Origin of the sequence: Aquibium oceanicum, from assembly GCF_001889605.1 — a bacterium.
Taxonomy (GTDB): domain Bacteria; phylum Pseudomonadota; class Alphaproteobacteria; order Rhizobiales; family Rhizobiaceae; genus Aquibium; species Aquibium oceanicum.
In genome coordinates, this window is record NZ_CP018171.1 from 1,830,092 (window position 1) to 1,853,300 (window position 23,209).

General features: G+C 64.9%; 28 protein-coding genes. 16 read left to right on the forward strand and 12 right to left on the reverse strand.

Translation table 11 applies throughout. The annotated features are described in order from the left end of the window. The first annotated feature begins 7 nt into the window (after positions 1 to 7). From BSQ44_RS09075 to BSQ44_RS09095, 5 genes are all read left to right on the forward strand, one after another. The gene (locus BSQ44_RS09075) at positions 8 to 1,582 is read left to right on the forward strand and encodes a Na+/H+ antiporter subunit D (protein ID WP_072603235.1); all 1,575 of its coding nucleotides are present in this window, start codon (positions 8 to 10) and stop codon (positions 1,580 to 1,582) included. Further along, on the forward strand, positions 1,579 to 2,052 hold the full coding sequence (locus BSQ44_RS09080; protein ID WP_072603237.1) for a Na+/H+ antiporter subunit E: 474 nt from the start codon (positions 1,579 to 1,581) through the stop codon (positions 2,050 to 2,052). The genes BSQ44_RS09075 and BSQ44_RS09080 overlap by 4 nt, the downstream gene beginning before the upstream one ends. Next, positions 2,049 to 2,402 (forward strand): cation:proton antiporter, encoded by a 354-nt coding sequence (locus BSQ44_RS09085; protein WP_072603239.1) that lies wholly within the window; start codon positions 2,049 to 2,051, stop codon positions 2,400 to 2,402. The genes BSQ44_RS09080 and BSQ44_RS09085 overlap by 4 nt, the downstream gene beginning before the upstream one ends. Beyond that, a complete protein-coding gene (gene mnhG / locus BSQ44_RS09090) occupies positions 2,399 to 2,761 on the forward strand; it encodes a monovalent cation/H(+) antiporter subunit G (RefSeq protein WP_072603241.1) in 363 nt (120 codons plus the stop codon). Before BSQ44_RS09085 ends, mnhG begins: the two co-directional genes overlap by 4 nt. A gap of 275 nt (positions 2,762 to 3,036) precedes the next feature. Further along, positions 3,037 to 3,462 (forward strand): Ros/MucR family transcriptional regulator, encoded by a 426-nt coding sequence (locus BSQ44_RS09095; protein ID WP_072603244.1) that lies wholly within the window; start codon positions 3,037 to 3,039, stop codon positions 3,460 to 3,462. An 89-nt stretch (positions 3,463 to 3,551) separates the two neighbouring features. Here BSQ44_RS09095 and BSQ44_RS27270 read toward each other — a convergent pair whose 3' ends face one another. Beyond that, positions 3,552 to 3,935 carry a hypothetical protein gene (locus BSQ44_RS27270; RefSeq protein WP_072603246.1) on the reverse strand — a complete coding sequence of 128 codons (384 nt, stop codon included), beginning with the start codon at positions 3,933 to 3,935 and terminating at the stop codon, positions 3,552 to 3,554. Between the two features lie 216 nt (positions 3,936 to 4,151). Between BSQ44_RS27270 and BSQ44_RS09105 the strand changes: the two genes are divergently transcribed. Both BSQ44_RS09105 and BSQ44_RS09110 read left to right on the forward strand, forming a co-directional pair. After that, positions 4,152 to 4,595 carry a helix-turn-helix domain-containing protein gene (locus BSQ44_RS09105; RefSeq protein ID WP_235633372.1) on the forward strand — a complete coding sequence of 148 codons (444 nt, stop codon included), beginning with the start codon at positions 4,152 to 4,154 and terminating at the stop codon, positions 4,593 to 4,595. Continuing rightward, positions 4,596 to 5,399, forward strand: a complete 804-nt coding sequence (locus BSQ44_RS09110; RefSeq protein ID WP_072603248.1) for a DUF6456 domain-containing protein — start codon at positions 4,596 to 4,598, stop codon at positions 5,397 to 5,399. 4 nt (positions 5,400 to 5,403) lie between these two features. On the opposite strand, the gene BSQ44_RS09115 is transcribed toward BSQ44_RS09110, so the two are convergent. Further along, entirely contained in the window at positions 5,404 to 5,832 is a 429-nt protein-coding gene (locus BSQ44_RS09115; protein ID WP_072603251.1) for a SufE family protein, read from the reverse strand. 128 nt (positions 5,833 to 5,960) lie between these two features. Then, positions 5,961 to 6,272: a DUF5330 domain-containing protein gene (locus tag BSQ44_RS09120; protein ID WP_072603253.1), complete on the reverse strand. Its 312-nt coding sequence runs from the start codon at positions 6,270 to 6,272 to the stop codon at positions 5,961 to 5,963. Positions 6,273 to 6,717: 445 nt separating this feature from the next. Between BSQ44_RS09120 and BSQ44_RS09125 the strand changes: the two genes are divergently transcribed. The 3 genes from BSQ44_RS09125 to BSQ44_RS09135 are packed head-to-tail and all read left to right on the forward strand — an operon-like array spanning position 6,718 to position 9,684. Further along, positions 6,718 to 8,508: a sensor histidine kinase gene (locus BSQ44_RS09125; protein WP_157894559.1), complete on the forward strand. Its 1,791-nt coding sequence runs from the start codon at positions 6,718 to 6,720 to the stop codon at positions 8,506 to 8,508. Further along, positions 8,483 to 9,331 carry a peptidoglycan-binding domain-containing protein gene (locus BSQ44_RS09130; RefSeq protein WP_072603256.1) on the forward strand — a complete coding sequence of 283 codons (849 nt, stop codon included), beginning with the start codon at positions 8,483 to 8,485 and terminating at the stop codon, positions 9,329 to 9,331. The genes BSQ44_RS09125 and BSQ44_RS09130 overlap by 26 nt, the downstream gene beginning before the upstream one ends. An 8-nt stretch (positions 9,332 to 9,339) precedes the next feature. Next, entirely contained in the window at positions 9,340 to 9,684 is a 345-nt protein-coding gene (locus BSQ44_RS09135; RefSeq protein WP_072603258.1) for a DUF1491 family protein, read from the forward strand. On the opposite strand, the gene BSQ44_RS09140 is transcribed toward BSQ44_RS09135, so the two are convergent. Beyond that, the gene (locus BSQ44_RS09140) at positions 9,671 to 10,675 is read right to left on the reverse strand and encodes a hypothetical protein (RefSeq protein WP_072603260.1); all 1,005 of its coding nucleotides are present in this window, start codon (positions 10,673 to 10,675) and stop codon (positions 9,671 to 9,673) included. The genes BSQ44_RS09135 and BSQ44_RS09140 overlap by 14 nt on opposite strands. Positions 10,676 to 10,880: 205 nt before the next feature. Here BSQ44_RS09140 and BSQ44_RS09145 point away from each other — a divergent pair, with 205 nt between their 5' ends. Next, positions 10,881 to 11,072 (forward strand): hypothetical protein, encoded by a 192-nt coding sequence (locus BSQ44_RS09145; protein WP_157894560.1) that lies wholly within the window; start codon positions 10,881 to 10,883, stop codon positions 11,070 to 11,072. 46 nt (positions 11,073 to 11,118) lie between these two features. Here BSQ44_RS09145 and BSQ44_RS09150 read toward each other — a convergent pair whose 3' ends face one another. The 4 genes from BSQ44_RS09150 to BSQ44_RS09165 form a co-directional block, all read right to left on the reverse strand. Continuing rightward, positions 11,119 to 11,805: a DUF1013 domain-containing protein gene (locus tag BSQ44_RS09150; protein ID WP_072603264.1), complete on the reverse strand. Its 687-nt coding sequence runs from the start codon at positions 11,803 to 11,805 to the stop codon at positions 11,119 to 11,121. Positions 11,806 to 11,978: 173 nt separating this feature from the next. Beyond that, complete coding sequence (locus tag BSQ44_RS09155; protein WP_072603267.1) at positions 11,979 to 12,521, reverse strand: DUF1254 domain-containing protein; 543 nt, start codon at positions 12,519 to 12,521, stop codon at positions 11,979 to 11,981. Then, positions 12,514 to 13,092, reverse strand: coding sequence for a DUF1214 domain-containing protein (locus tag BSQ44_RS09160; RefSeq protein ID WP_083534630.1), 579 nt, complete (start codon positions 13,090 to 13,092; stop codon positions 12,514 to 12,516). Before BSQ44_RS09160 ends, BSQ44_RS09155 begins: the two co-directional genes overlap by 8 nt. 112 nt (positions 13,093 to 13,204) lie before the next feature. Beyond that, positions 13,205 to 15,358, reverse strand: a complete 2,154-nt coding sequence (locus BSQ44_RS09165) for a transglycosylase domain-containing protein (protein WP_072603271.1) — start codon at positions 15,356 to 15,358, stop codon at positions 13,205 to 13,207. A 422-nt stretch (positions 15,359 to 15,780) separates the two neighbouring features. Between BSQ44_RS09165 and BSQ44_RS09170 the strand changes: the two genes are divergently transcribed. Then, positions 15,781 to 17,502 carry a DUF1176 domain-containing protein gene (locus tag BSQ44_RS09170; protein WP_157894561.1) on the forward strand — a complete coding sequence of 574 codons (1,722 nt, stop codon included), beginning with the start codon at positions 15,781 to 15,783 and terminating at the stop codon, positions 17,500 to 17,502. 80 nt (positions 17,503 to 17,582) lie between these two features. Here the strand turns inward: BSQ44_RS09170 and BSQ44_RS09175 are convergent, their stop codons facing one another. The 4 genes from BSQ44_RS09175 to BSQ44_RS09190 form a co-directional block, all read right to left on the reverse strand. Further along, positions 17,583 to 17,927, reverse strand: coding sequence for a hypothetical protein (locus BSQ44_RS09175; protein WP_072603276.1), 345 nt, complete (start codon positions 17,925 to 17,927; stop codon positions 17,583 to 17,585). A gap of 134 nt (positions 17,928 to 18,061) precedes the next feature. Beyond that, complete coding sequence (locus tag BSQ44_RS09180) at positions 18,062 to 18,337, reverse strand: hypothetical protein (RefSeq protein WP_072603278.1); 276 nt, start codon at positions 18,335 to 18,337, stop codon at positions 18,062 to 18,064. Between the two features lie 84 nt (positions 18,338 to 18,421). Beyond that, positions 18,422 to 18,634 carry a hypothetical protein gene (locus BSQ44_RS09185; RefSeq protein ID WP_072603280.1) on the reverse strand — a complete coding sequence of 71 codons (213 nt, stop codon included), beginning with the start codon at positions 18,632 to 18,634 and terminating at the stop codon, positions 18,422 to 18,424. Positions 18,635 to 18,721: 87 nt separating this feature from the next. Next, entirely contained in the window at positions 18,722 to 19,093 is a 372-nt protein-coding gene (locus BSQ44_RS09190) for a hypothetical protein (RefSeq protein ID WP_157894562.1), read from the reverse strand. A gap of 648 nt (positions 19,094 to 19,741) precedes the next feature. On the opposite strand from BSQ44_RS09190, the gene BSQ44_RS27900 reads away from it, so the two are divergent. The 4 genes from BSQ44_RS27900 to BSQ44_RS09210 all read left to right on the forward strand — a co-directional run bounded on the left by BSQ44_RS27900 (position 19,742) and on the right by BSQ44_RS09210 (position 23,123). Beyond that, positions 19,742 to 20,683, forward strand: coding sequence for a terminase large subunit domain-containing protein (locus BSQ44_RS27900; RefSeq protein WP_083534632.1), 942 nt, complete (start codon positions 19,742 to 19,744; stop codon positions 20,681 to 20,683). Positions 20,684 to 20,735: 52 nt separating this feature from the next. Further along, the gene (locus BSQ44_RS09200) at positions 20,736 to 20,984 is read left to right on the forward strand and encodes a hypothetical protein (protein WP_235633373.1); all 249 of its coding nucleotides are present in this window, start codon (positions 20,736 to 20,738) and stop codon (positions 20,982 to 20,984) included. 70 nt (positions 20,985 to 21,054) lie between these two features. Further along, complete coding sequence (locus tag BSQ44_RS09205) at positions 21,055 to 21,720, forward strand: response regulator transcription factor (protein WP_072603287.1); 666 nt, start codon at positions 21,055 to 21,057, stop codon at positions 21,718 to 21,720. Further along, positions 21,717 to 23,123 carry an ATP-binding protein gene (locus tag BSQ44_RS09210; RefSeq protein WP_083534634.1) on the forward strand — a complete coding sequence of 469 codons (1,407 nt, stop codon included), beginning with the start codon at positions 21,717 to 21,719 and terminating at the stop codon, positions 23,121 to 23,123. The genes BSQ44_RS09205 and BSQ44_RS09210 overlap by 4 nt, the downstream gene beginning before the upstream one ends. Positions 23,124 to 23,209: the final 86 nt, after the last annotated feature.

Below are 23,209 nucleotides of genomic sequence, written 5' to 3' on the forward strand. Positions count from 1 at the left end.
GACCGACATGGCAGTTGTTGGAGCAACGTCCATCGACACGGCCGCGGCCCACATAGCCGGCGCGACAGCGCTCGCCGACTGGCTGGTGATCGCGCCCGTCGCCCTGCCGATCCTCGGTGGGGCGCTGCTGCTGATGGTCCGGCATCGCACGCGTGTCCACGCGGTGCTGGCCTTCCTCTTCCTGTTCGCGAGCTTCCTGTCGGCGGCGTTCCTGCTGGCGCGCGTGGTCTCCGAAGGGCCGCTGGTGATGACCATGGGCCGGTGGCTGCCGCCGTTCGGCATCACTTTCAACGCCGACGCGCTGGGCGCGACCTTCGCCACGGCGGCGAGCTTCGTGGCGACCGCGGCGGCGGTTTTCGCCTTGCGCGACATCAACGTGACCGGCCGGCGCTACGGCTTCTATTCCTTCCTCCTGCTGATGGTAGCGGGCGTCAACGGAGCCTTCCTGACGGGCGACATCTTCAATCTCTACGTCTGGTTCGAAGTCTTCGTCATCTCATCCTTTGGCCTGCTGATACTGGGGTCGGAGCGGCGGCAGATCGATGGCGCGACCAAGTACGCGGTGCTTAACCTGGTCGCTACGACCGTCTTTCTGATCACCACGGGAATACTCTACGGGACCTTCGGCACCCTCAATATGGCCGACATCGCGCGCAAGGCGGACGGGTTGCGGGAGACGGGTCCGCTGATGACCATCGCCACGCTCTACCTGCTGGCGTTCGGGATGAAGGCCGCCGCGTTTCCCCTCAACTACTGGCTGCCCGCCTCCTACCACACGCCGCGCATCGTGACGTCGGCGCTCTTCGGCGGACTGTTGACCAAGGTCGGTATCTACGCCCTGCTGCGCACGATGATGACCCTGTTTCCGGTCGAGCGCGGGGTTCTGTCGGGCCTCATCGGCTGGATCGCAATCGCGACCATGATACTCGGCATCCTTGGCGCGCTCGCCCAGTCGGACGTGCGCAGGATCATCGGCTTCGTCGTCATTTCGGGCATCGGGGTGATGCTTGCCGGCCTGGCACTCGGAACTCCGCTCGGCGTGACCGGCACCATCCTATACGCCGTCCATTCGATCCTCGTGATGACGGCGCTGTATCTCCTGGCCGGGCTGATGCACGAAGCGGGCGGCAGCTACTCGCTGCACCACACGGCCGGGCTCTACCGCAGCCATCCGCTGCTGGCCGCGATGGCTCTCCTCCTGGTGCTGGCGGCCGCTGGCCTGCCGCCGCTGTCGGGGCTCTGGCCGAAGGTGATGCTGGTGAGGGCGTCCATCGAGAACGGGTCTTGGTGGATGGCATCGGCTATCCTCGTGAGCAGCATTCTCACGGTCATCGCGCTCGGACGCGTGTTCGCCCTGTCTTTCTGGCGGATGGAAGCAGGCGAGGCGGCAGAACGCGCGGACACGGAGGGTGCGATCAGCCCTGCCGCCGGATATGGCGTGCTCGCCGCGCTGATCGTTCCGGCCATCGCCATCGGCGTCTATCCGGAGCCGTTCTTGCGGCTCGCCGCGGCTGCGGCCGCCGGCCTGGCCGACCCCGCTTCCTATCTCGACGCGGTGTTCCCGGCTGGAGGCGGATCATGACGATCTATCTGATCAACATCCTTCTCGCGCTCGCCTGGGTGGCGATCACCGGTTCGGCGACCATCTCGAACTTCATCTTCGGCTTCGTGCTCGGTGCCGGCGCGCTCTACCTGATCCGCGAGCAGGTCGGCTCGCTGGGTTACTTCCAGCGGACACGCCGCGTCGTGTCGCTTTTCGCCCTTTTTCTCTACGAACTGGTCCTGTCCTCCTGGCGTGTCGCGGTTCTGGTCGTGCAGCCGAAGATGGACCTGAAGCCCGGCATTTTCGCCTACCCGCTCAAGGTCGACCGCGAGTTCGAGATCACGCTTCTGGCGAACCTCATCACGCTGACCCCGGGGACGCTCTCTGTCGACGTTTCGGAAGACCGGCGTTTCCTCTACGTGCACGCGCTGGACTGCTCGGATCCGGACCAGACGCGGCTCGACATCGCCAACGGTTTCGAACGCAGGATAATGGAGGCGTTTCGATGAACGCCAGCGAAGCATTCCTGACGGGGGCGGTCTACCTGGCGCTTGCCCTGCTCAGCCTTTCGTTCCTGGTGACTGTGCTGAGAGTCGTCCGTGGCCCGACTCTGCCGGACCGCATCGTCGGCCTGGACATGCTCGTCGCGGTGGCAATCGGCTTCATCGCCGTCATCGGCATCAAGACCGGGGTGACGCTTTACGTCGACGTCGCCATCGCGCTGGGCCTCGTCGGGTTCCTGGCCACGGTCGCCTTCGCGCGTTTCGTGATGAACCGCGGGGGGGACCGGGAGGTCGACGGGGAACTGCAATCCGCCAGCGAACCGCTGGAGCACCGACAGCCGGAGACGAGTTCATGATCGACATCGTCCAGAACTACCTTGCCGGGATCCTGATCATCGTCGGCTCGAGCTTCGCGCTGGTTGCGTCTATCGGCCTCCTGAGGTTGCCGGAATTCTACACCCGCATGCATGCCGCGTCTAAGGCCGGAACGCTCGGCTCGGGCGTGATGCTGATCGCGCTCGCGGTCTATACGGACGAGACCACGATTGCCACGCGCGCGCTGGCGGGTTTCGTCTTCTTTCTGCTGACGGCGCCGATCTCCGCGCATCTCCTTGCAAAGGCAGCCTATGCCGCCGGCTATCCGCTCTGGGAAGGATCAGTCCATGACGAGATGCCGAAACAAACCGCGGCCGCCGATGCCAGGGAAACATCATAGGTTACAAATTCGTAATGTAATTATTAGAACCTGTTGGATACCCATCTCAGAAAAACTCGCAAAGGTTGTATTCCGCGGCGCTGATCTCGAATAACAAGCTAGTAACCAGCAAGATTTTTTTATTGGCTTCTGTATTGAATTGACTTGAAACCTTGTTTGCTTCAATTATCTAGCCGATATGCGAATCGTTGAAAATCAGTCTCGCATATAGCCGTTGATCGGCGCGTAAGAACGCCGAACGCAATCGACACTCCTCAAATTGGGGCCTGAAAAAAATGGAACTACCCGAGACCAGTGCAATGAGCGGTAACATGCTCATCGAACTTACTGCCGACGTCGTTGCTGCCTATGTGAGCAACAATCCCGTTCCCGCCGGAGAACTCCCGAACCTGATCGCCGATATCCACAGCGCGCTTGGCCGCGTGGGTACCGGAACTGAACAGGTGCCGGCGGAGAAGCCTAAGCCGGCAGTCAGCCCGAAGAAGTCTATTCACGACGACTACATCGTGTGCCTCGAAGACGGCAAGAAGTTCAAGTCGCTGAAGCGTCATCTCATGACCCACTACGGACTGACGCCCGACCAGTACCGCGAGAAGTGGGGCCTCGATGCCAGCTACCCGATGGTGGCGCCGAACTATGCGGCGGCCCGCTCGCAACTCGCCAAGAAGATGGGTCTCGGTCGCAAGCGCAAGACGCGCTAATCTGCCGATCATCACTTCACGTTTCAAGACGGCGTCTTCGGGCGCCGTTTTTCGTTTTTGAGGTCTCTGGTTTCGCTTTTCGGAAAGGCTCACCGCGAGGCAACCGGGCCACTCGCCAACAGCGCGCGCCGTCCCCGCCGGTGGGAAGAATGGCCGTTCGCCTTTACTCCCTCGGATGGAACTTCATCGGGGGCTTTGGGAAAGCCGGCGTCGATGAAGGCGAGCGCCTGTTTCAGGGCGATGTGGCGGTTGAGGTCGTAGCTCCAGTGCCGGGCACCGCCGCGCAGCCGCTCCCTTTCGAGCAGACGCTGCACCCGCTTGCGGATCGCCACCTTGTCCTTTCCTTCCGCGCCCATGGCTGCCGGCAGGTCTATGCCCGTCGCGAGAAAGAACGCCGCAGATGCCCTGGCAAAGATGGTCTCTCGGGCGCGGGCGGCCTTGAACGACTGCGCTTCCGTGGCGATGACCGGCATTGGTTTGCTCCCGAGCGATGAACGACGGTCGCAAGCATGCCCGCAGACGATCGGGCGGGGAGAGAATCGGCCGCATTGACGAAGGATTTTTCAGGAAAGCATAAGAATTTCAGGCGCTTCGGGGTAGCGCGGGAGTTTTTGTGTTGCTATTTTGTTCACACCTTCCCCTAGTCTCGCTATAAGAGGAACATATTCCTATAACGAGAGGGAAGCGCCGTGCCGTCCAGTACCGCCTGCCAGATCGTCAGAGAAGACCGGCAATCGTCATTGCCCGACATGGAAAGGGACAGGTCCGGATGCGGCTCCGCGAATGATGATCCGGAGCCTTCGCGCTCCGCGCTGGAACGCAACGTGCGCATCTGCGACTGCATGATCGACATCGCCGCCGCCCTCTTCAACGTCAGCGGACGCGAGCTGCGGCAGCCCGGACGCACATGCACCAGCGTCGCTCGGGTGCGCCAGATTGCCATGTACGTCACGCATGTCGTCATGGGGATGACGATGAGCGAGGTGGGGCGCGGCTTCGGCCGCGACCGCACCACCGTGCTGCACGCGTGCCATCTCATCGAGGACATGCGCGACGACGCCGATTTCGACGCGCTCGTCGTCACGACGGAAAAAGTGGCGCGCGCCGCGCTCAGGGGAATGGAGCGCATCTGAATGGCAGGCCAACGCGAAAAGGAGGACATCCGTGTCCTGCGTCTTCTTTCCTTCGGACCGGCCGGCGTGGAAGAGTGTGGCCGCGCCGACAGGGTGATGCTGGTGTCGCGGCGGCTCGGGACAATTTCGGTGAGCCGGGTCTCGTTCGACGGACTGGTTCGGCGGTCGCTCGTGGCGGCCACGGACGGTGTCGCGGGTCTCACGCCGGCGGGGCGGGCGGCTTTCGCCCGCATGCGCGACCGGAACTGTCTCTCGCAGCATGTGGAGATCGGCACGATGCCGGTCGAGCTACCCGAAGGACGGCGGGAGGCGGTGGCGAACCTTTCCGAATCTCCGCTTGCCCAACTCGCCCGCCGCAAGTCGAAGGACGGCAGGCCCTTTCTCGATCCAAGGGAGTTCCGGGCAGGAGAGCGCCTGCGCGCGGACTATACGCGCGGCCAGCTTCTTCCGCGGCTGGGCGCCAACTGGAGCGCGGCCGGCAGCTCCGGGCGGCCCATTGGGACGCCGGGCGCGAGCGCGGAACTGACGGACGGCGCGGTTGCCGCCCGCCAGCGCGTCAATGCGGCTCTGGCGGCCGTCGGCCCCGAGCTTGGCGGTCTTCTGGTGGACGTCTGCTGCTTTCTCAAAGGCCTGGAGACGGTGGAGATCGAGCGAGCCTGGCCGGCAAGATCGGCGAAGGTGGTCCTCAGGACCGCTCTGGCCGCGCTTGCGCGCCACTACGAGCCGGAGCGCCGGAAGACACCGGGAGGAAGCATCCTCCACTGGGGCTCGGAAGGATACCGCGCACAGATCGGCGAAAGCTGACCGATCAGGCGCTCTCGCTCAGCGCCGCCTGGGCGTCGCGGCGGATGCGATTGACCATCGAGCGCAGGCCGTTGGAACGCTGCGGGGTAAGATGCTCGTCGAGCCCGAGCCTGGCGAGCACCGCATCCGCATCCGTCGTCACGATCTCGCTGGCGCGGCGCCCGGAGTAGAGCGCGAGCATGAGCGCTACGAGCCCACGCACGATATGTGCGTCCGAATCGCCCGCGAATTCGATCTCCGGGTCGTCGCCATCGCCGACGCTGGTGGTCAGCCAAACCTGGCTGACGCAGCCCGGCACCTTGTTGACGTCGTTCTTTTCTGACTCGGGGAAGTGCGGGAGGTCGCGGCCGAGATCGATGACATAGCGGTAGCGGTCCTCCCAGTCGTCCAGGAAGGCAAAGTCGTCGATGATGGAGTCGATATCGGCAGTCATTCGGGTGGCGCCTCTCTGAATCCCCATATAGGGGCCGGATGTGCCCGAGTCACCGCCCGAAGCCGGTTAACTCGCGGGAAAGGCTCGCGGCATCGAAGGGAGGCTCGGTGTCAGCCCGGCGGTCCCCGTCACTCGGCCGGGACGCCACCGGTCGTGATCGTCTCGTCCGGCTCTTCCACCTGGGTGTCGAGGAACTCGTAGGCGATGCGCGCGCCCTCGCGGGCGCGAATGCCGATCGAGTGGAATGCCGCCCGCCCGGTCTCGCAGACTTCCGGCCGGCGTTCGCACATTCCGCTCAGATCGCCGACCGCCTCGCGCGCGGCGTTGAGGGCCTCGAATGCGCCGACGGCTTCGGAACTGCCATCGGCGTCCTGCGGCGACAGCGGCAGGACCAGCAGCACCAGCGAGAACCAGAAGATTGTCCGGATCAGAAATCCCATTTCTATGCCCTGTCGTCCGATCTCCGATGAGATGGCAGATTAGCCATTGCGCTCTTCTTGCACGGCCGGCCCAACACCCGATTGCGTCAGACGGCGAAGTTTTCGTCAAATTGGAAGCGGTTTTGAATGGCTTGGGTTCGAATCGAATTCGAGACGAGTTCGAGCGATCCCGGAGATTTTTGGCTAACCACCTATATCGCTGATCCACAACGGATTGCTGCCGCGCCGGCCGGCGGGGGCAGCCCGGAAGCGGCGCGCGCGGAGCGGGTTTTCGCTAAGCGCGCATTAACCATCCGGTGAACTGATAGCCGTTCGCGGGCCTTCGGAAGGTCATTTCGGCACAATGGCCGCTCCCCTGCGGGCCGCCTTATTCATTCATTAAACCGGCGATGAGAGTTTCGGCGAGAATAAAGATCCGTTGAACGGACGTCAGTGAGTGCGTGAATTGAGTAGGCTCCCCGCAGCAGCAAGCGAAGGATTTTCCGGTCTCGCCGAAGCTTGCGGGAGACTGGTACACCCTTCCGTAACGGACACTTCCGAGCGCGGCAGGCAACGCCGCCTGCTCGGCGTGGCGCTGGCCGGCCCGTTCCTGGTCTCGGCCGCCTTCGCACAGGTGCTGGCGCCGGTGGCGGGCGTTCCGGTCGCGCTTGCCGCGATCTGCATGTGTTTCGTGATCGGATGGACAGTCGCCGTCGCGGTCGCCCAGAGCGGGTCGCGCAGCGTCGCCGGGCCAGCCTTGCTCGTCGCCGCGGTCGCGCCGCTGGCGCTGCTGGTTCCCCTGGCTGGGGGACCTTCCTCGCCCTTGTTCCTGTCATTCGTGCCGCTGCTCCTCGAACCGGTATTCGTCGCCCGCACCCGCTTCGCGCTGGTCGGCGGTGCCCTGGCGGCGGCGGCTGCGATAATCATGGGTGTGTTGCTCCCGCTCATCCACGGCATGGCCGTCGACGCGCCCGCGGCCTGGTTCTGGCTCGTTCCGCTGGCCTATGCGGGAACCCTGTGGCTGCGACGCGCGGCATTCCTGCCGGAGGTCGAGGCTGCGTCGCCGCGAACGACGTCGTTCCTGGCGGACCGCTATCCGGCGGTGACGATGCGCCTGTCGCCGAACGGCGAGGTATCGGAATGCTCCGCGCAGGCGCATTCCGTGCTGACGCTCGATCCGCAGTTCCTGCTGGGCGCCGGTCTCCTCGACCGGGTCCATGTCGCGGACCGCATCGCCTATCTGGCGGCGGTTGCCGACATGCGCGAAGGCGCGGCGTACCGGAGCGTGGAATTGCGCCTGCGGCTGCCGGCGGACGCCGACAGCCAGCCGGGACACGGCTATCGGCCTTTCGTGCTCGAGTTCGTCAGCGACGAGGTTGGCGAGGACGGATTTGCCGTGATCCTTCGCGAGAACACCACGGTGGCGCGTCTTCGCGAGGAACTGGACGCGGCGCGCGGTTGCGCGGAGACGGAGAAGATCCGGTTCCTGGCGACCGTCAGCCATGAACTGCGCACGCCGCTGAACACGATCATCGGCTTTTCAGACATGCTTCTGTGCGGGATGGCAGGTCCTTTCGGCAACGAGCGCCAGCGCGAATATACCGGGCTTGTGCGCGAATCGGGCGAGCATCTGCTGGCGGTGGTCAACGCTATCCTCGACGTCGCCAAGCTCGAGTCGGGGACCTATCCGATCGTTCGCGAGCATTTCCGCATGCTGGAGGCCGTCGAGACCAGCAAGGCGATCATGAGCTACCAGGCGGCGGCGAAGGGTGTCGAACTCGAGTGCCGCGTCGACGAGACGGTCGGCGAAGTGCACGCTGACAAGCGCGCGTTGCAGCAGATCCTGATCAATCTTCTCTCGAATGCGGTGAAGTTCACGCCTGCGGGGGGGACCGTGACGGTCAAGGTGGAACGGCAGGCCGAAGGCGTCAGGCTGTCAGTGAGCGATACCGGCATCGGCATCGCCGAGGAAGACCTGCCGAGGATCGGCAAGCCATTCGTTCAGGTTCTCAACGACTACACCAGACAGTATGAGGGGACGGGTCTCGGACTGTCCCTCGTGCGCGGGCTGGTGGAACTGCATGGCGGCTCGATGGCCGTCGAGAGCGCGCCGGGAATGGGGACGTCCGTAGAGATCACGATACCTTTCGAAGACTGCACAGGTTCCAAAGACAGACACGATGCCGAAATCCTCACCATCTCGCCGTCCGGCAAACCGCGGAGGAAAGCCAATGAAGCATTCCGTCAGTCGGCGTGAAATCGACCGCCGCCAGCCCGGCCTCATCGGGACCGTGGCGGCGGCGTCGGGCACGGCCATCGTGGAGAATCCGGTGCTCGTCGGAAGCTCGACGGCATTCCTTGTGGTGCTGTTCTACGTTTCCGCGAATGCGCTGTGGTACCAGCCATTCCCGCATCCCGAGCCGCTGCTCCAGACCCGCTTCGTCGTCGAACACCCGGAAGCGGAGGCTGTTCCGCAACCCCCGGCCGCTCGCCCCGCGCCGCCCCGGGATGTGACGAACTCGGTCCGGGCGCAGCCGGAGGAGGCGGTAGCGGGAGTATCCCCCGCCGAGCCGTCCGCGACCCAGAGAACGCTTGCCCGGATCCAGTCGACCTTGCAGGAACTGAAGTTCTATTCGGGCGAAATCGACGGGCTTTCCGGCCCCAAAACCCGGCAGGCGATCTCCGATTACCAGAAGACGGTCGGGCTCCCCGTCACCGGCGAAGTCAGCGACGAGCTTCTGGCGGCGCTCGACGGCGGCGCGGGGCCGTCCGCCACCTCGGTGCCGATCCCGGACGGAGTCCCCGTTCCCGAGCCGCGCCGCGACGTCGTCGCCTCCATCCGTTCGGACGAACCGAACCGCTCCGACGCACCGGGGGCCGCCCTCGACCAGACGCAGATCGTCAAGATCCAGGCGGGCTTGAGAGCTTTCGGCAACGAAGGCATCGAGATCGACGGCGTCATGGGTGAAAAGACCCGCACCGCCGTGCGTGAATTCCAGTCGCTGTTCGGGCTTCCCGTTAACGGGCAGCCGGATGCTAGGCTCCTGGAAAAGATGACGGAAATCGGATTGACGAACTGAGGCCCGGAATGCGGGTCACGTCGGATTTCTTCGTCTCGTCCCTCATTCGCCGCGTCTTCGGCGAGGGCGGCTTCGCCGCAGTGATGCGCAAGGGCGCCGCTGAGGCGGGGGCGGTCTTCATCGTGATCCGGGGAAGGGAAGGGGATTCCACCCTTCTCGGCCCGGCCCCGCAGAGCGGCTACGACGAGAAGCGGCCCGGTGGCCGACAGTTCGTCGTGCTGGAAGAGAAGCTCGAGGAAGATGGCCTGAGTGCGCGGATCACGCGCGAGGCGCGGTTCGATCCGGACGTCTGGTTCGTGGAACTCGACACGCCCCGTCTGCCCGAAGACCTCGTGGATATCATGAAGCCTTGAGGCCGCCGGTAACCCGGATGAAAGGCACGACCTCGCCTTGGGGGGACGGGCGAGCGTCCTGCGCGGGCTTCCATTCCCCGACCTTTCGATCGGCGGCTCGGATGCGCAGCGACCGGTAGCGGTCGGCGAAGGAACGGATCTCCTCGACGCTCCGGAAGCGATCCGGACAGGCCGCGCACACGAGAAGGAAGGCTTCCTCCTCGGAGAGGCCGATATGGCGGAAAGCCGCGATCAGATCGTCGTAGTCGCGCGAGTTGACGATGGTCTGCGCGGTCGGATAATCGATACCGAGGGTATCGGCCAGCGCGCTCTGGAAGAATGCTGCATTGCCGGAGAGCACGTTGGCCTTGAGCCGCTCATAGTCGCGGGCGGCCATGGTGAAGCCGCGCTGGACGGGGCCGAGCCGCGCGCTCTTGCCGGCGGACGATCCGGCCATGATATGGCGAAGGCGCTTGCGGACTTCCTCGACGACTTCCTCGCGGAAGGGCGAGGGAAAATCGGGCTCGATGGCATTCGGCGACGGCTCCCCGGCCGGCGACCTGTCTTGCGTCTGCATCACGGGCAAAGCCGGTTGCGTGCCGGCATCGCCGAGCTTGCCAGCAAGAGCCGCGATTGCCGGGTGAAGACGCGGCCGGCGCAACATCGCCGCCGCGTGACGCGCGCCCATCTTCCCAATGATTCGCACGAGGTGCCCGTTGTCGAGCAGGGGCGAGCGGATGAGCAGGGGAGCGCAGATGTCGACCGGCTCCTCGCAGAGGCGCAGGACAAGGTCGATCGGGGCATAGCGCGAATCGGACAATGCCGCCGAGACGTAGCGCTTTGCATCGACGGGCACGCGGTCGAGGAGCGGGAGGACCAGTTGGCCGAGCTGGGTGATTTCGCGACGGGTCGGGCGGGTCAGGGAGCAGAAGGCCGATACAGCCGCCCGCACCAAGCGTTCAGACTTACCGCTGCCGTTGCGGTTCGCGACCTGCCGGAATTCCGCTGACATACCCTGTGCACACTCGACTCGTTACCTGGGCGCAACACGATCGCACACGATATTCGCGGACCGCGCTGGAAACACAGTGACGCCCTTCCAACTGGAAAAACTAGCAGCAATTCGTTAGCGAGCTGTTAACCTTACGCCGTGCAGAGTTGGCATCAGAGCGTTTACGTAAGCGTGCTCGAGTGCATCGATGGAGATTGCCGGAGCCATGACACACGTAGTGCCATTCACACCGCGTACCGCGGCGCCGTCGGACGGCCGGACGACCGGCGGTCCCGCGACGATCATCATCTTCCCGGGCGTCCGCTACGAGCGAAAGCACAGCGGCGCCCAGCCGGACGCACGTTCGGCGCGGAAGGACGGCCTGCCGATTCAGACCTCAGGCCACAAGGCGACCTGAGCGAGGGCGAGCCGCGGGTTAGCGGGCATCGGACGGACTGTCCGTCCTATTCCTCGTCCTCGTCGTGCTTTCCCTTGAGCGAGGAGAGCTTGGCAAAGACCTTGCTGGCATCGAGCTCCTGGTCGTGGTCGGCCTCTTCCGGATCCACGGGCCTGCTTTCCGTCATCGAGGCCGGCAGCAAGGTGTCGCCGGTCGGAGCCTGAGGCTGAACGCCGCGCGAGGCGCGCTGGACTTCCAGGTCGAGGTCGATCTGCGAGCACAGACCGAGCGTCACGGGATCCATCGGCTGGAGGTTGGCCGCGTTCCAGTGGGTACGGTTGCGGATCTGCTCGATGGTCGACTTGGTGGTGCCGACGAGCCGCGAGATCTGGGCGTCCTTCAGTTCGGGATGATTGCGCACGAGCCACAGGATGGCGTTCGGACGGTCCTGGCGCTTCGACAGCGGCGTGTAACGGGGGCCCTTGCGCTTCGTCTCCGGGATGCGGACCTTCGGTTCGGAGAGCTTCGGGCGGTAGTTAGGGTCGGCTTCCGACTTTGCGATCTCCTCGCGCGTCAGCTGCCCGTTCATGACCGGGTCCATGCCCTTGATCCCCTGCGCCGACTCGCCGTCGGCGATCGCGCGCACTTCCAGCGGGTGAAGATGGCAGAAGAAGGCGATCTGGTCGAAGGACATAGCCGTGTTGTCGACCAGCCAGACGGCGGTCGCCTTTGGCATCAGGAGTTGATTGGCCATCGTAGAGTAAACTCCTCTCGTTCGCCCGCGTCCCTTGCGCGGGCGGTGGTACAAGCCACCAAGTTGGGAAATCACGGGCTCTATAACGCTTCCGGCCGTCATCCGCAACGATTAACCGGCTGTGCGGACGGCAGTCGATCCTGCCGCGGGGTGAGGGCGAGATGGGTAGGTGCTCAACTCGCGCGACAGGATGCGGAAGAGAAGAAGCGCTCGACCGCCGGCTCGAATGTCTCGTCTGGAACGAAGGCGCGGATGACGACGATGCCGGCGGGCTGGGCGAATTCGACGAAGAGGGATTTTGCGAATTCGTCGGGGAGGCTCTTTCGGAGCTCCAACATCTGGGCTGGCGATACGATGGCGAGATCGAGCGCCTTGGCCGTCGCAGTGCGGTCGTTGAAGCTATAGACGTTGTGGCCGCGGCGGTCGTAGATCGAGACCGACCAGAACGGCACGTCAGCGCGCGCGGTCACGTGGGTGGCGCCTTCGCTCAAATCGATGCGGCAGGCGCTCGCCCGGATGAAGGGATCGGTCAACGTGACGACCGGCGCCGGCGCCGCGTCGGTGGACAATGGGACCATCTCGAACGTCTCGCCTTCGGCGGCGAGCCTAGACCAGGCGTCAGCGTCAGTGATCAAGGGGAGAAGCAGAAGGATCACGATGTGGATGATCGCGGCTCCCAGGAGGCCGAGCAGGAGGGCGTAGAGGAGCCTAAGCATCGCAGCCCGCCCGATAGATTCGGGGAAGTTCGAGCTCGATGGAGCCCGCGTCGCTGAGCGCCGGGGCGTCGTAGAGCGTGAGGACGAAGGACATCGGACCTTCTCCCGTCAACGGGAGCCAGTTGCCGGGAGCGGGATGCGGCCCGGCTGAGATCTCGAACGAATTGTCCGGCCGCCTCACGATCTGCAGCGACTGCAGGCCCGGGCGGCGATTCCCGTTCGGGATCGGCGAAAGTCCGTTCGTGGCCGCATAGAGCGTCCAGAAGCGGGAAACGGGGACGGTCCCTTCGATGCGGTAGGCGCAGCGACGGCGAAGCTCCAGACCGGACGAATCCTGCGTCGCGACGAAGGAAAGACCTTCCGCGCGCCCGAGCGGCAGTTCCGCGTCGCGCGCGAACCGCGCCTTCGAATAAGGGTCGGCATCCGGCGTCCCGCGCTCGGGATAGGCGGTCCAGCTCCCCACGTGGAGCGCGCTGAACCCGGCGATCTCGTTGACGGCGTACCACACCGAGGCCGCACCCCCGACGATCGAAACGAGGAGCACCAGCGCAACGGAGACAAGGACCCGCATCACGTGCAGACCCTAGCCACGGGAACCACGTCGGCGGCCGTCGAACCAGCACACCGCGCGAAAGGCGCGTGACATCGCTGTTCGCGAGGAGCACCCGTATCAGACATGTCGGCTACAGCGCGGAAAGGGTTTCGATGTCGCCGTCGGGACGCAGATCAGGCGCTTCGCGGAAACGGTCGGCCATGGCGCGCAGGAGAACGGTCGTCGCCGCCGACATGATTGGCGGCCGGTCAGGCGCCGGCTCGTCCCCGTTTTCCCCTGCATCATCCGCGGCGGCCACTTCCTCTTCTTCCGGCTTCTCGATGAAGGGGTCGTCGATGCCGGGAATTGGTTTGAGATCGATGTTCTGGTGAGCATAGGTCATGAGGCGCTGCCATGTCATGGCGGGCAGCGCCCCGCCGGTCATGTTGCGCGTAGAGGTGGACTCGTCGTTGCCGAACCAGACCGCGGCCGTGTAGTTGCCCGTGAAGCCGACATACCAGGCATCCTTATAAGCCTGGGTGGTACCAGTCTTGCCGGCGCTGCGGATCCCTTCCAGCGCCGCGCGTCGGCCGGTGCCGCGCTCGGGAATCTGGACCATGATCGAATTCATGGACCGCACCGCCTGTTCCGACAGCACGCGCCTGGGCTCGGGATGGTCGCGGCGCCAGTCGTAAACGACCTCGCCCGAATGGGTCGCAAGCTGCGTGATGCCGTGGCGCGTGCCAGCGAAGCCGCCATTGGCGAAGACGTTGTAGCCCGTCGCCTGGTCCAGGACGGTGAGGCCGGACGTGCCGAGCACCATGGTCTTGTCGGAAAACACCGGCGATTCGATGCCGAAGGACTCGGTCAGCTCCTTGATCGGCGGGATCGACAGATGTTCCTTGGCAAGTCGCACCGGCACGGTGTTGATCGACTTGATCAGGGCGGTGGAAAGCGTCATCCGCCCCGAATAGCCGCGGGTGTAGTTCTTCGGCGTCCAACGGTTCCAGGTGATCGGTGCATCGGAGATGACCGAATCCGGCGTGAAGCCGTGCTCCATCGCGGTTGCGTAGACATAGGGCTTGAACGAGGAACCGACTTGGCGCTGGGCGCTCGTGGCGCGGTTGAACTGAGAGGTTCCGTAGTCGCGCCCCCCGACGATCGCACGCACGGACCCGTCATTGTCGAGCACCACGATAGCGCCCTGCTTGACGCCGTAGTCCTCGCCGAACTGGCGCAGGTGGAACTCGAGCGACTCCTCGGCCGCCTGCTGGATGTTGAGATCGATCGTGGTGCGCGCTACCAGCGAATGGGAAGGCATGGTCGCCGCGATGCGCTTCACCTCCTCGAAGGCCCAGTCGAGGAAATAGTCCGGGTGTTTCTGGTTGTCGCGGTCGACGACGTCGGCGGGCGCTCGGCGTGCCGCGATCACCTGGCCCTCGGTCATGAAGCCCGCCTGCACCATGTTGGTGAGCACCTCGTTGGCGCGGGCGCGCGCGGCCGGGAGATCGACATGCGGCGCATAGCGGGCCGGCGCCTTGAACAGGCCGGCGAGCATCGCAGCCTCCGCCAGGGTGACATCCTTGATGCCCTTGCCGAAATAGAAATCCGTCGCCGCCGTTATGCCGAAAGTGCCGCCGCCCATGTAGGCGCGATCGAGATAGAGCTGGAGGATCTCCTTCTTGGAGAGGTTCATCTCCAGCCACAGCGACAGGAACGCCTCCTTGACCTTTCGCTCGATTGTACGCTCGTTGGACAGGAACAGGTTCTTCGCGAGCTGCTGGGTGATCGTGGAACCGCCCTGGACGACCGAATTGGCGCGGACGTTTTCCGACAGGGCGCGGGCGAGCCCCAGGAAATCGATGCCGTAATGGTCGTAAAAGCGGCGGTCCTCGGTCGCGAGCACGGCCTTTATGACCTGGTCCGGCATCTCGTCGATCGGCACGCTGTCGCGCTGAATGATGCCGCGTTGGCCGATCTCGTTGCCGTAGCGGTCGAGGAAGGTGACGGCGAAGTCCGCCTGGGCGCGCCAGTTTCCGGCTGTCTCCTCGAAGGCCGGCATGGCGAGGGCGAGCAGGAGAACGCAGCCCGCAGTCCCCAGCGTCATGCCTTCGCTGAGCAGTTCCACGATGGCGCGCTTCCAGCCGTAGACCCGGAAGCGGCGAAAGAAGATTGTGATGCGTTCCCAGCGCTCGCCGGCCGAGAATCCCGCCTCGTAGAGGGTGGAATCGATCCATGCGTCGAGCTCGAGGAGCTTCGACGCATGCGGCGCATTCGACTTCCTGGGTTCGAACGGGTTTTCCATAGGCAGACGGGTTTCGAAATCCTGATGGACGGAAACTGATCCCCCATACGGGCGATTTCGGGGCGCGACCCCTCATCTTTGCACCGGAAGGGACGGAAGGGACAAGGAAAATCGGGGAAAGCGGCGGCGGTTTCGGGCAACAGGGTGAAGATCGCGAAGGGCGAAGGATGCGCGATCGGCCGGCGCACCTCCCCCTCCGCGACCGGGCGGGAGACTGCGCCGCGCGGTTCTTTGGCGGGTACGCCCCAATAATTGCGCGGTATCTGTAACACGGGATTGTCACGCCTGAAAGGTCATGCAAATAAACCTCTCGTTGGGGAAGGGGCATTTTCTTCGGGCAGGTTCGTCCGGGCATCCGCCGCGTGCGCGACGCCGCCGCGGCGTATGGCTGGGCCTGTCACGAAGGCGAACGGGGGTCATCCATGTCGACACGGAAGCTCATCGCTGCGGGTACATTGCTGTTGTCCGCGGCTTCGGGTGCATGCGCCCAAACCTATGCCGACGAACGCGAATATGCTGATCTCGGCCGCTGGCGGGTCGTCTCGGTTTCCATGGACGGCACGCTGCAATACTGCGCCGCCGATTCCGACAATGGCAGCGTGCAGCTGCGTATCGCTACCGACGGCAACCGGTGGCAAATGGGCAATCCCTACTATGGCTCGAACGGGCCGGTGCAGGGTTATGTCGGCTTTGGCCAATATCTGCGACCTGTGACTTACATGGCCGATGGCGACGGCTGGGCGAGCATCGATGCGGATGCGTTCGTCGACGACCTGCGCAACGGCAGCCAAGTTCGCATGCTGCTGGACCGCGGCGAGCAGGTGTTCAGCCTCTCCGGCTCTTCCGCCGCCATGGCGAAGGCTCGGGAATGCGCCTTGAACCAGGGCCGTCCGCCGGTTCGGCAGTCGCCCCCGGTAGTGCGCAACGCGCCGCCGCCGACGCCCGGAGGCACCAACTCGTATGGCGGCTACGACATCGCCGGAATGCGGGGCGCCGCGGAAAGGTTCTATGGCCAGACACGAGGCTGGACCGTGCTCAGTGGCACCGTTGACGGACGCTTCGGTTACTGCGTGGGCGAACGCAACGACGGCGGCAGTATCTGGCGGTTGGGGCGGGACCTGACGGTCGACGGCTCCGCGCAGTGGCAGGTCGCCGTGCCCTATCAGGCGCGGCCCGACTGGAACGGCCAGATCGAGGTCGACGGCGACGTGCGGCCGATCAGCGGGTCGGCGGCGGGGCCGTGGACTTTCGCCTGGCTCGGGATGGACGACCTAAACCGGATCCGCAATGGCAATACGATGATCCTGGATATCCGCCGGGCATCGCTCGACTTCCAGCTGCGCGGGACCGCCGCCGTCATCACCAAGATCGAGGAATGCGTGGCGCAGGGCAGGCGTGGCGGCGGCATGAAAACCGCGAATCGGCCGGCACCGATACCTCAGGTGCCGCCGCTGCCCGGCGGCAAGCAGCCCAATCGTGCGGCCTTGCCATTCCCGGCCTGTCCCGATGGAGGGCCGAAGCTGCCCGTTACCGGCATCTGCCAGGGCCAGGCGGTGGACTACCTGCTCAATACGGGAGATCCGAACGCATACCTCCTGCCGGACCACAGTTGCGACTGGGTCGTCAACGAGACGCAGATGATCGACGGCGTCCTGCTCTACAAGGCATTGCGGTGCAACGGCATTACCACGCAGCTCGAGTTCGGCGGCGGTGCGCACTACGCGACGCTCGACATCGCGCGCTCTGCGCTGTCGGCGAGCAATGGTGGAACCCCGCAGGGAGAAACGCGCGTGGTGTGGATCACCCATGTCGACCCGGCCAATCCCGTGCCAGACCTGTTGCGGGCTTCGAGGGACGGCATGGAAGGGCCGACGCCCGGCGTGGAGTGCGTGCTGGATCCGGCGGAGAGTGGAGACGGCTGGGTGTTCGGCCCCGACGCTGCCTCGACGGCTGCGCAGGACGGACCGACGCCCCCGATGTGCGGTGTCTTCAGCGATGGCGACGGCGTGATGCGTTGGTGGCGCGTCGTGGCTGACTTCGGGATGCTGATCGACCTGCCGGGGGAGGCGTATCAGGATTTCGATCCGGCCACCCTGACGCTGTTGCGCAAGACGCCGGCGGGGGCCTGGCAAGTCGCGTACTGAACGGAAGTAGTCGTGCGACGCGTATATGCCTCTCCCCGGCGGGGGAGAGGCGTAGCGCCGTTAAGGCGCCGATCGGACAATTAGCCCGCGTTTGCGGCCTTGATCTGCGCACAGAGGCTGAGCGTGCCGCGCGAGAACGTCGAGTCGTTCATGTCCGGAGACTCGCAAGCAGCCTGAAGACGCGTACGGTCATCATCCGACATGCCGTCCCAAGCAGCCTTGAACTCGTCTTCGCCGCGCAGCTCGCTCATGGTGTCGTCGGTGAAGAACGAGACGATGCCCGGATTCTCGTCCATCATCGTCTGTTCCATGTCGCTCATGATGTTCGGGCCGGAGCCGTTCTGACCACCACTTCCGCTCTGCGCGAGGGCGGAGCCGGCGAACATGGAAGCGGCGGCGATGGCTGAGATAATTGCGGTTTTCATTGGGTGTTTCCTTTTTTGTTGATGTCGCCAGGCAAGAACGGCGCCAACGATAGGCGGTTCCCTCACCGGTTCGTGATGAGGCAGGAGAGGGGAAGCGAAAGCCTCCCGCTCCCCGTGGCGCAGATGCTCCTGCCTCAGTTGTTGGCCGGGTCGGTTTCGGCCTCGTAGGCGAGCCGCGCGATGATCGCGAGGCCCCAGAGCACGAGCGCCCCGAAGGCGACGCCGAGGACGGTCGCGGCGCCGTCCGGAATGTGGAACAGCACGACCAGCGAATAGAGGAAGGCTGCGGTGACGGTGATCAGCTGGCTGCCGATCAGCGCCGTGACGACGGCGATGCCCGTGAGGCTGCCGGGCGATATGATGCGGTCGGCGCGCGGGATTGCGAGCATGGTGGTGTCGAGGGTGGTCATCGAAGATTTTCCTGGTTGGGCGACGAGCGGAAACCGGCGGACGCGCCGCCGGGATACGCTTGGAAGCTGGAATGTCGGAAGGGTTCAGACCGGCGCGACGCCGGCGCCAATGCCCAGCGTCCAGAAGACGACGAGCAGGATGCCGAGGCCGGCGAACACGGTGAACAGGAGCGCTGCGGCGGTGGCCACGCCCCAGAACTGCATGATCGGCGGCGCGATGCCTTCTGCGTTGGGTTTGGCGTAGCGCATGAGAAGAAAGCAGAGTCCAAGCAGGGCGAGGCCCATGGCGGCTTGCATGAGGATTTCTCCGGACCAAGAGGATGACGATCGGCATGCACCGCCCGCCGCCGTATCGCGGTCAGGGTCCGGTGCTGCCGGGTTGTGTCAGGCGGTGCGGAGGAAAGCGGGGGGTGCGCGCTGTCCGGGCGAGAAAATCGCCGCGCGCACGAAGCCGGCATCGGCCGGCGCTGGATCGAGAGCCGGAATGCCGGCGTAGAAGAGGAAGGTGGCGGAAGCCTCAAGGGCACCCGACGGCTCGGCGTCGGCGAAGCGCTTCGGCTCGAAAAGGCGCATGCGCGCCTCCGCCTGTGGCGCCTTGCTGGTAAGGGCGGGCGCGTTCGAGGCGCCGTTGGACAGCGAAAGCTGGTCGGCGCGGCCGGGCAGCGGCGCCGCGGTCGCGAACGCCGCCAAATGCGCCATGGCCGCGAGCACGACCAGAAGGCCGAGGAAGGGGCGGTGCGAGAAAATCCGGAACAAGCGGATCGGATCCATCAATGGCGGCGGCGCCGCGAGAGGAGGGGAGTATTAGCAGGTTCTGGGGGAGGGTGGTAGAGGGGACTGTGCGGCGAGCTCGCGGGAGTACGCCTCTTCCGCACGTTCTTCCTTCGTCAGGGTTAGAAGAAAAAAGATAGGAATAAAACCCTTGACACCGTGACGGTGGTTTGATAGGTTCTCGTCATCGTCGGAAGTGTGCGGGTGGGAGCAGTACTGGCCTTTGAGGTTCCTCCGGATGGCGTGTCCGACCCCTAGCTTCCAGCCGGTGCGGCTGAACAAATTTCAATTTTCTTCTTCGTAGCCAGAGCGCGAGGCCTTTGGTCTGGACGAATTCCCGGTTCGTGCCGGCAGTTTCGCCTGCTGACAGGGAGGTGGAGGGCGTCCGGCACCTGACATCGTCAAAAGCAGAAAGGGATGAAACCGATCGGCAGGCCTGCGCTGGTCCAGCGGACAGATGCTCATACGGTCACTGTAGGCGGCCTCGAGGATGCGTCGTAGGCGTAGCATGGCGGCCGATCGCCGCCGCGGCTCGACAAGGAATAGATCGACAGGCTCGCCGGACCGGCGGGCGTGTGGAATGCCTGGAAACGCCCGCACGAGAACGGGCGAACGAAGAAGAAGCAAGGAGCGATGGAGAACCCGCCGAAGCATTTCGCCTCATCGACGACCGCATCATCGCCCTCGCCCGAGCAGAAGCAGCCCGGCTGGTCGCAGGAGGTGTTGCACCCAAGGCAGGCTGACCGCGCCACACGGGGATGGTTCGCCCAGGCGCGACACGAGCAATATCCGCTGTGGCGGCGCCGCGAGGGCGCGCCCGACAACTGGATGGTGGTGGGAGGCCGCGGGGCCGGCAAGACGCGGCTCGGTGCTGAATGGGTGAACGCGCTGGTGCGCGGATTCTCTCCTTTCACGCTCGCGCGGCACGGCCAGATCGCGCTGGTGGGGGAGACGTTTTCGGACGTGCGCGAGGTGATGATCGAGGGACCTTCGGGGATCCGCGCAATCGCGCGCGGAGAGCCGCCGCGCTTCGAAGCGACCCGGCGCAGGTTGGTGTGGGACGCTTCGGGCGCCGTGGCCTATGCCTTTTCCGCCGAGGATCCCGAGAGCCTGCGTGGACCGCAATTCGCAGCCGCCTGGTGCGACGAGCTCGCCAAGTGGAAACACATGGAAGCGACCTTCGACATGCTGCAGTTCGGGCTGCGGCTCGGGGAGCGGCCCGTGCAGTTGATCACAACGACGCCTAGGCCGGCACCGCTGGTGCGCCGGCTGATGGCCGATCCGCGCTTCCGGCAGACGCGCATGACGACGCGCGACAATGCGCGGAACCTGGCTCCCGGCTTCATGGCCTCGATCGAGGCGCGCTACGCACGCACGCGGCTCGGGCGCCAGGAACTTGCCCCCAAGCCCGATGCGCCGCCGGTTTCCACTTCCAAAGCTTCCGTTTCGACCATCTCCCCGCTTCGTGCAAAGGCGAGGAAAGGATTTCTTTGCGCTGTCAAAAGCCGAATTCCAGGCTACATTGACACTCCGATGCGCGCACTGGCACAAAAATCGCCCAGGGCTTGGCAGTGAATCCAGAACGGCGTTCATGCCGCGTTCAGCGGCGGCGGGGTATCAGGAGCGCATGAACATCCGTAGCTCCATTATGCATCTCTTGACGTTCCTGGTCCTGGCCACGGGGTCGGCCACCTCGGCGCATGCGGCAGACTGTGCGTCCGTTGGGCGCGCCATCGCCGCTCAGGATGGCGGAACCCTTCAGGTTGCGACTGAGCAGAGCCAGGGCGGCCAGACGGTCTGCGTCGTCGTCTACACCGTGCCGGGCAGCAACGGCCAGCCGCCGCGCAGGGTGGAGAGACAGGTCCCCGCCAACTAGCCCTCCTGCCCGACATGGCGCAGCGATAGAGGGCCGGGCGAAGCGAGAGCCCGTCAATCCCGAGGATAGCATGAGAATATTGGTTGTAGAGGATGACAAGAACCTCAACCGTCAGATCGCCGACGCGCTGACGGAAGCGGGTTACGTGGTTGACCGGGCCCACGACGGCGAGGAAGGTCATTTCCTGGGGGACACCGAGCCCTACGATGCCGTCGTTCTGGACATTGGCCTGCCCGAAATGGACGGGATCAGCGTGCTGGAAAGATGGCGCGCGGACGGCAAGAAAATGCCTGTGCTGATGCTGACGGCGCGCGACCGCTGGAGCGATAAAGTGGCAGGGATCGACGCGGGCGCCGACGACTACGTCGCCAAACCCTTCCACATCGAGGAAGTGCTGGCGCGTGTGCGCGCCCTGATTCGCCGGGCGGCGGGGCACGCCTCGTCCGAACTGGTCTGCGGCCCGCTGCGGGTCGACACCAAGGCGTCCAAGGCCGATGTCGGCGGAATGCCGCTGAAGCTGACCTCTCACGAGTTCCGGCTGCTCGCCTATCTCATGCATCACATGGGGGAGGTCGTGTCGCGCACCGAACTGGTCGAGCACCTCTATGACCAGGATTTCGACCGCGATTCCAACACGGTCGAGGTGTTCGTCGGGCGCTTGCGCAAGAAGATGGGCCTGGACCTGATCGAGACGGTGCGCGGCATGGGGTACCGGATGCGAGAGCCGCAGGAGTGAGCACCCAGGCGCCGCACCAGGCGCGGCCCGCCAGGCGCAACGCGCTGAGGATCGGGCTTCGCTCGCTGTCCTTCCGCGTCGTCACCTTTTCCACGGTTTGGGCGGTCGTCGCCCTCGTGGTGATCGCCACGCTGATTTCCGCGCTCTATCGCGTCTCGGCCGAACGCAGCTTCCGCAGCCTGCTCGTAGCGCATCTCTACAGTCTCGTCGCGGCGGTGAGCGTTTCCGACGAGGGCGAGTTGCAAGGGACGCCGGCGCTTTACGACGTCAAGTTCTCACAGCCCGGTTCCGGCTGGTACTGGGCCGTGGAGCCGGTCTCGCCGGGCCTCGCCGGCGGCATCCGCTCCTCCTCCATGTCCGATCCGATTCCCGCGCCGTCGGAAGCCGAGGTGCCGTTCGACAGCCAGTTCCAGCGCATTTACGAGACCGTCGGCCTGTCTGGCGAACGAATCGACGTGGTTGAGAACGACTTCATCCTGGACTCCGACAACCGGATCGCCCGGTTCCGCGTGATGGGGAACAGGAGCGAGCTGGAACTGGACATCGCCGACTTCTCACAACAGCTCTACACCTATCTGACGCTGTTTGGCGTCGGCATGATCGCAATCAACGCCATCGTGATTCTTTTGGGACTGCGTCCTTTGGATCAGGTGCGCAACGCGCTGGCCGAGGTGCGGGAAGGAACTGCCAAGAAACTCGACGGCAGGTTTCCCTCCGAGATCGAACCGCTCGCCAGCGAGACGAACGCGCTGATCGAGAACAACCGTCGAATCGTCGAACGGTCGCGCACGCAGGTCGGCAATCTCGCCCATTCCCTGAAGACGCCGGTGGCCGTACTCCTCAACGAGGGACGCGCGATGGGCGGTGAGAAGGGGAGGCTCATCGTCGAGCAGGCGGCCGCGCTTCAGCAGCAGGTGGAGCACTACCTTCAGCGCGCGCGCATCGCCGCCCAGCGCGACAGTGTCGTCTTCCGCACGCCGCTCAAGGAGCCGCTGGAACGGCTGTTGCGGGTGTTCCGCAAGCTCGACCCGAAGGTCGACATTGCCTTCGAAGGCCCGGAGCGCGAACTCGTCTTCGCCGGGGAGCGGGAGGATCTCGAGGAGATTACCGGCAATCTCCTGGAAAATGCTGTCAAATGGGCGCGGTCCGCTGTGCGCGTGCGGCTGGCGGAGGAGGCGGGACGTATCCTGCTGACGATCGAGGACGATGGGCCGGGCATTCCCGAGGAACAGGCGCGCGAGGCGCTGAAGCGCGGCACGCGGCTCGACGAGACCAAGCCCGGGACCGGTCTCGGGCTGGCGATCGTTCACGATCTCGTGCGCGAATACAGCGGCGAACTGGCGCTCGATCGGTCGGAACTCGGGGGGTTGAAAGCCGCGATTCGCCTGCCGTCTGCGGGATGACGTTCGACGTTACCGGCCCTCGCAAGGCAGTGGCGGCTCCAATGAGAAACGAAGGGCTCGGGTTTCCGGCGAGCCCAATTTCGGTC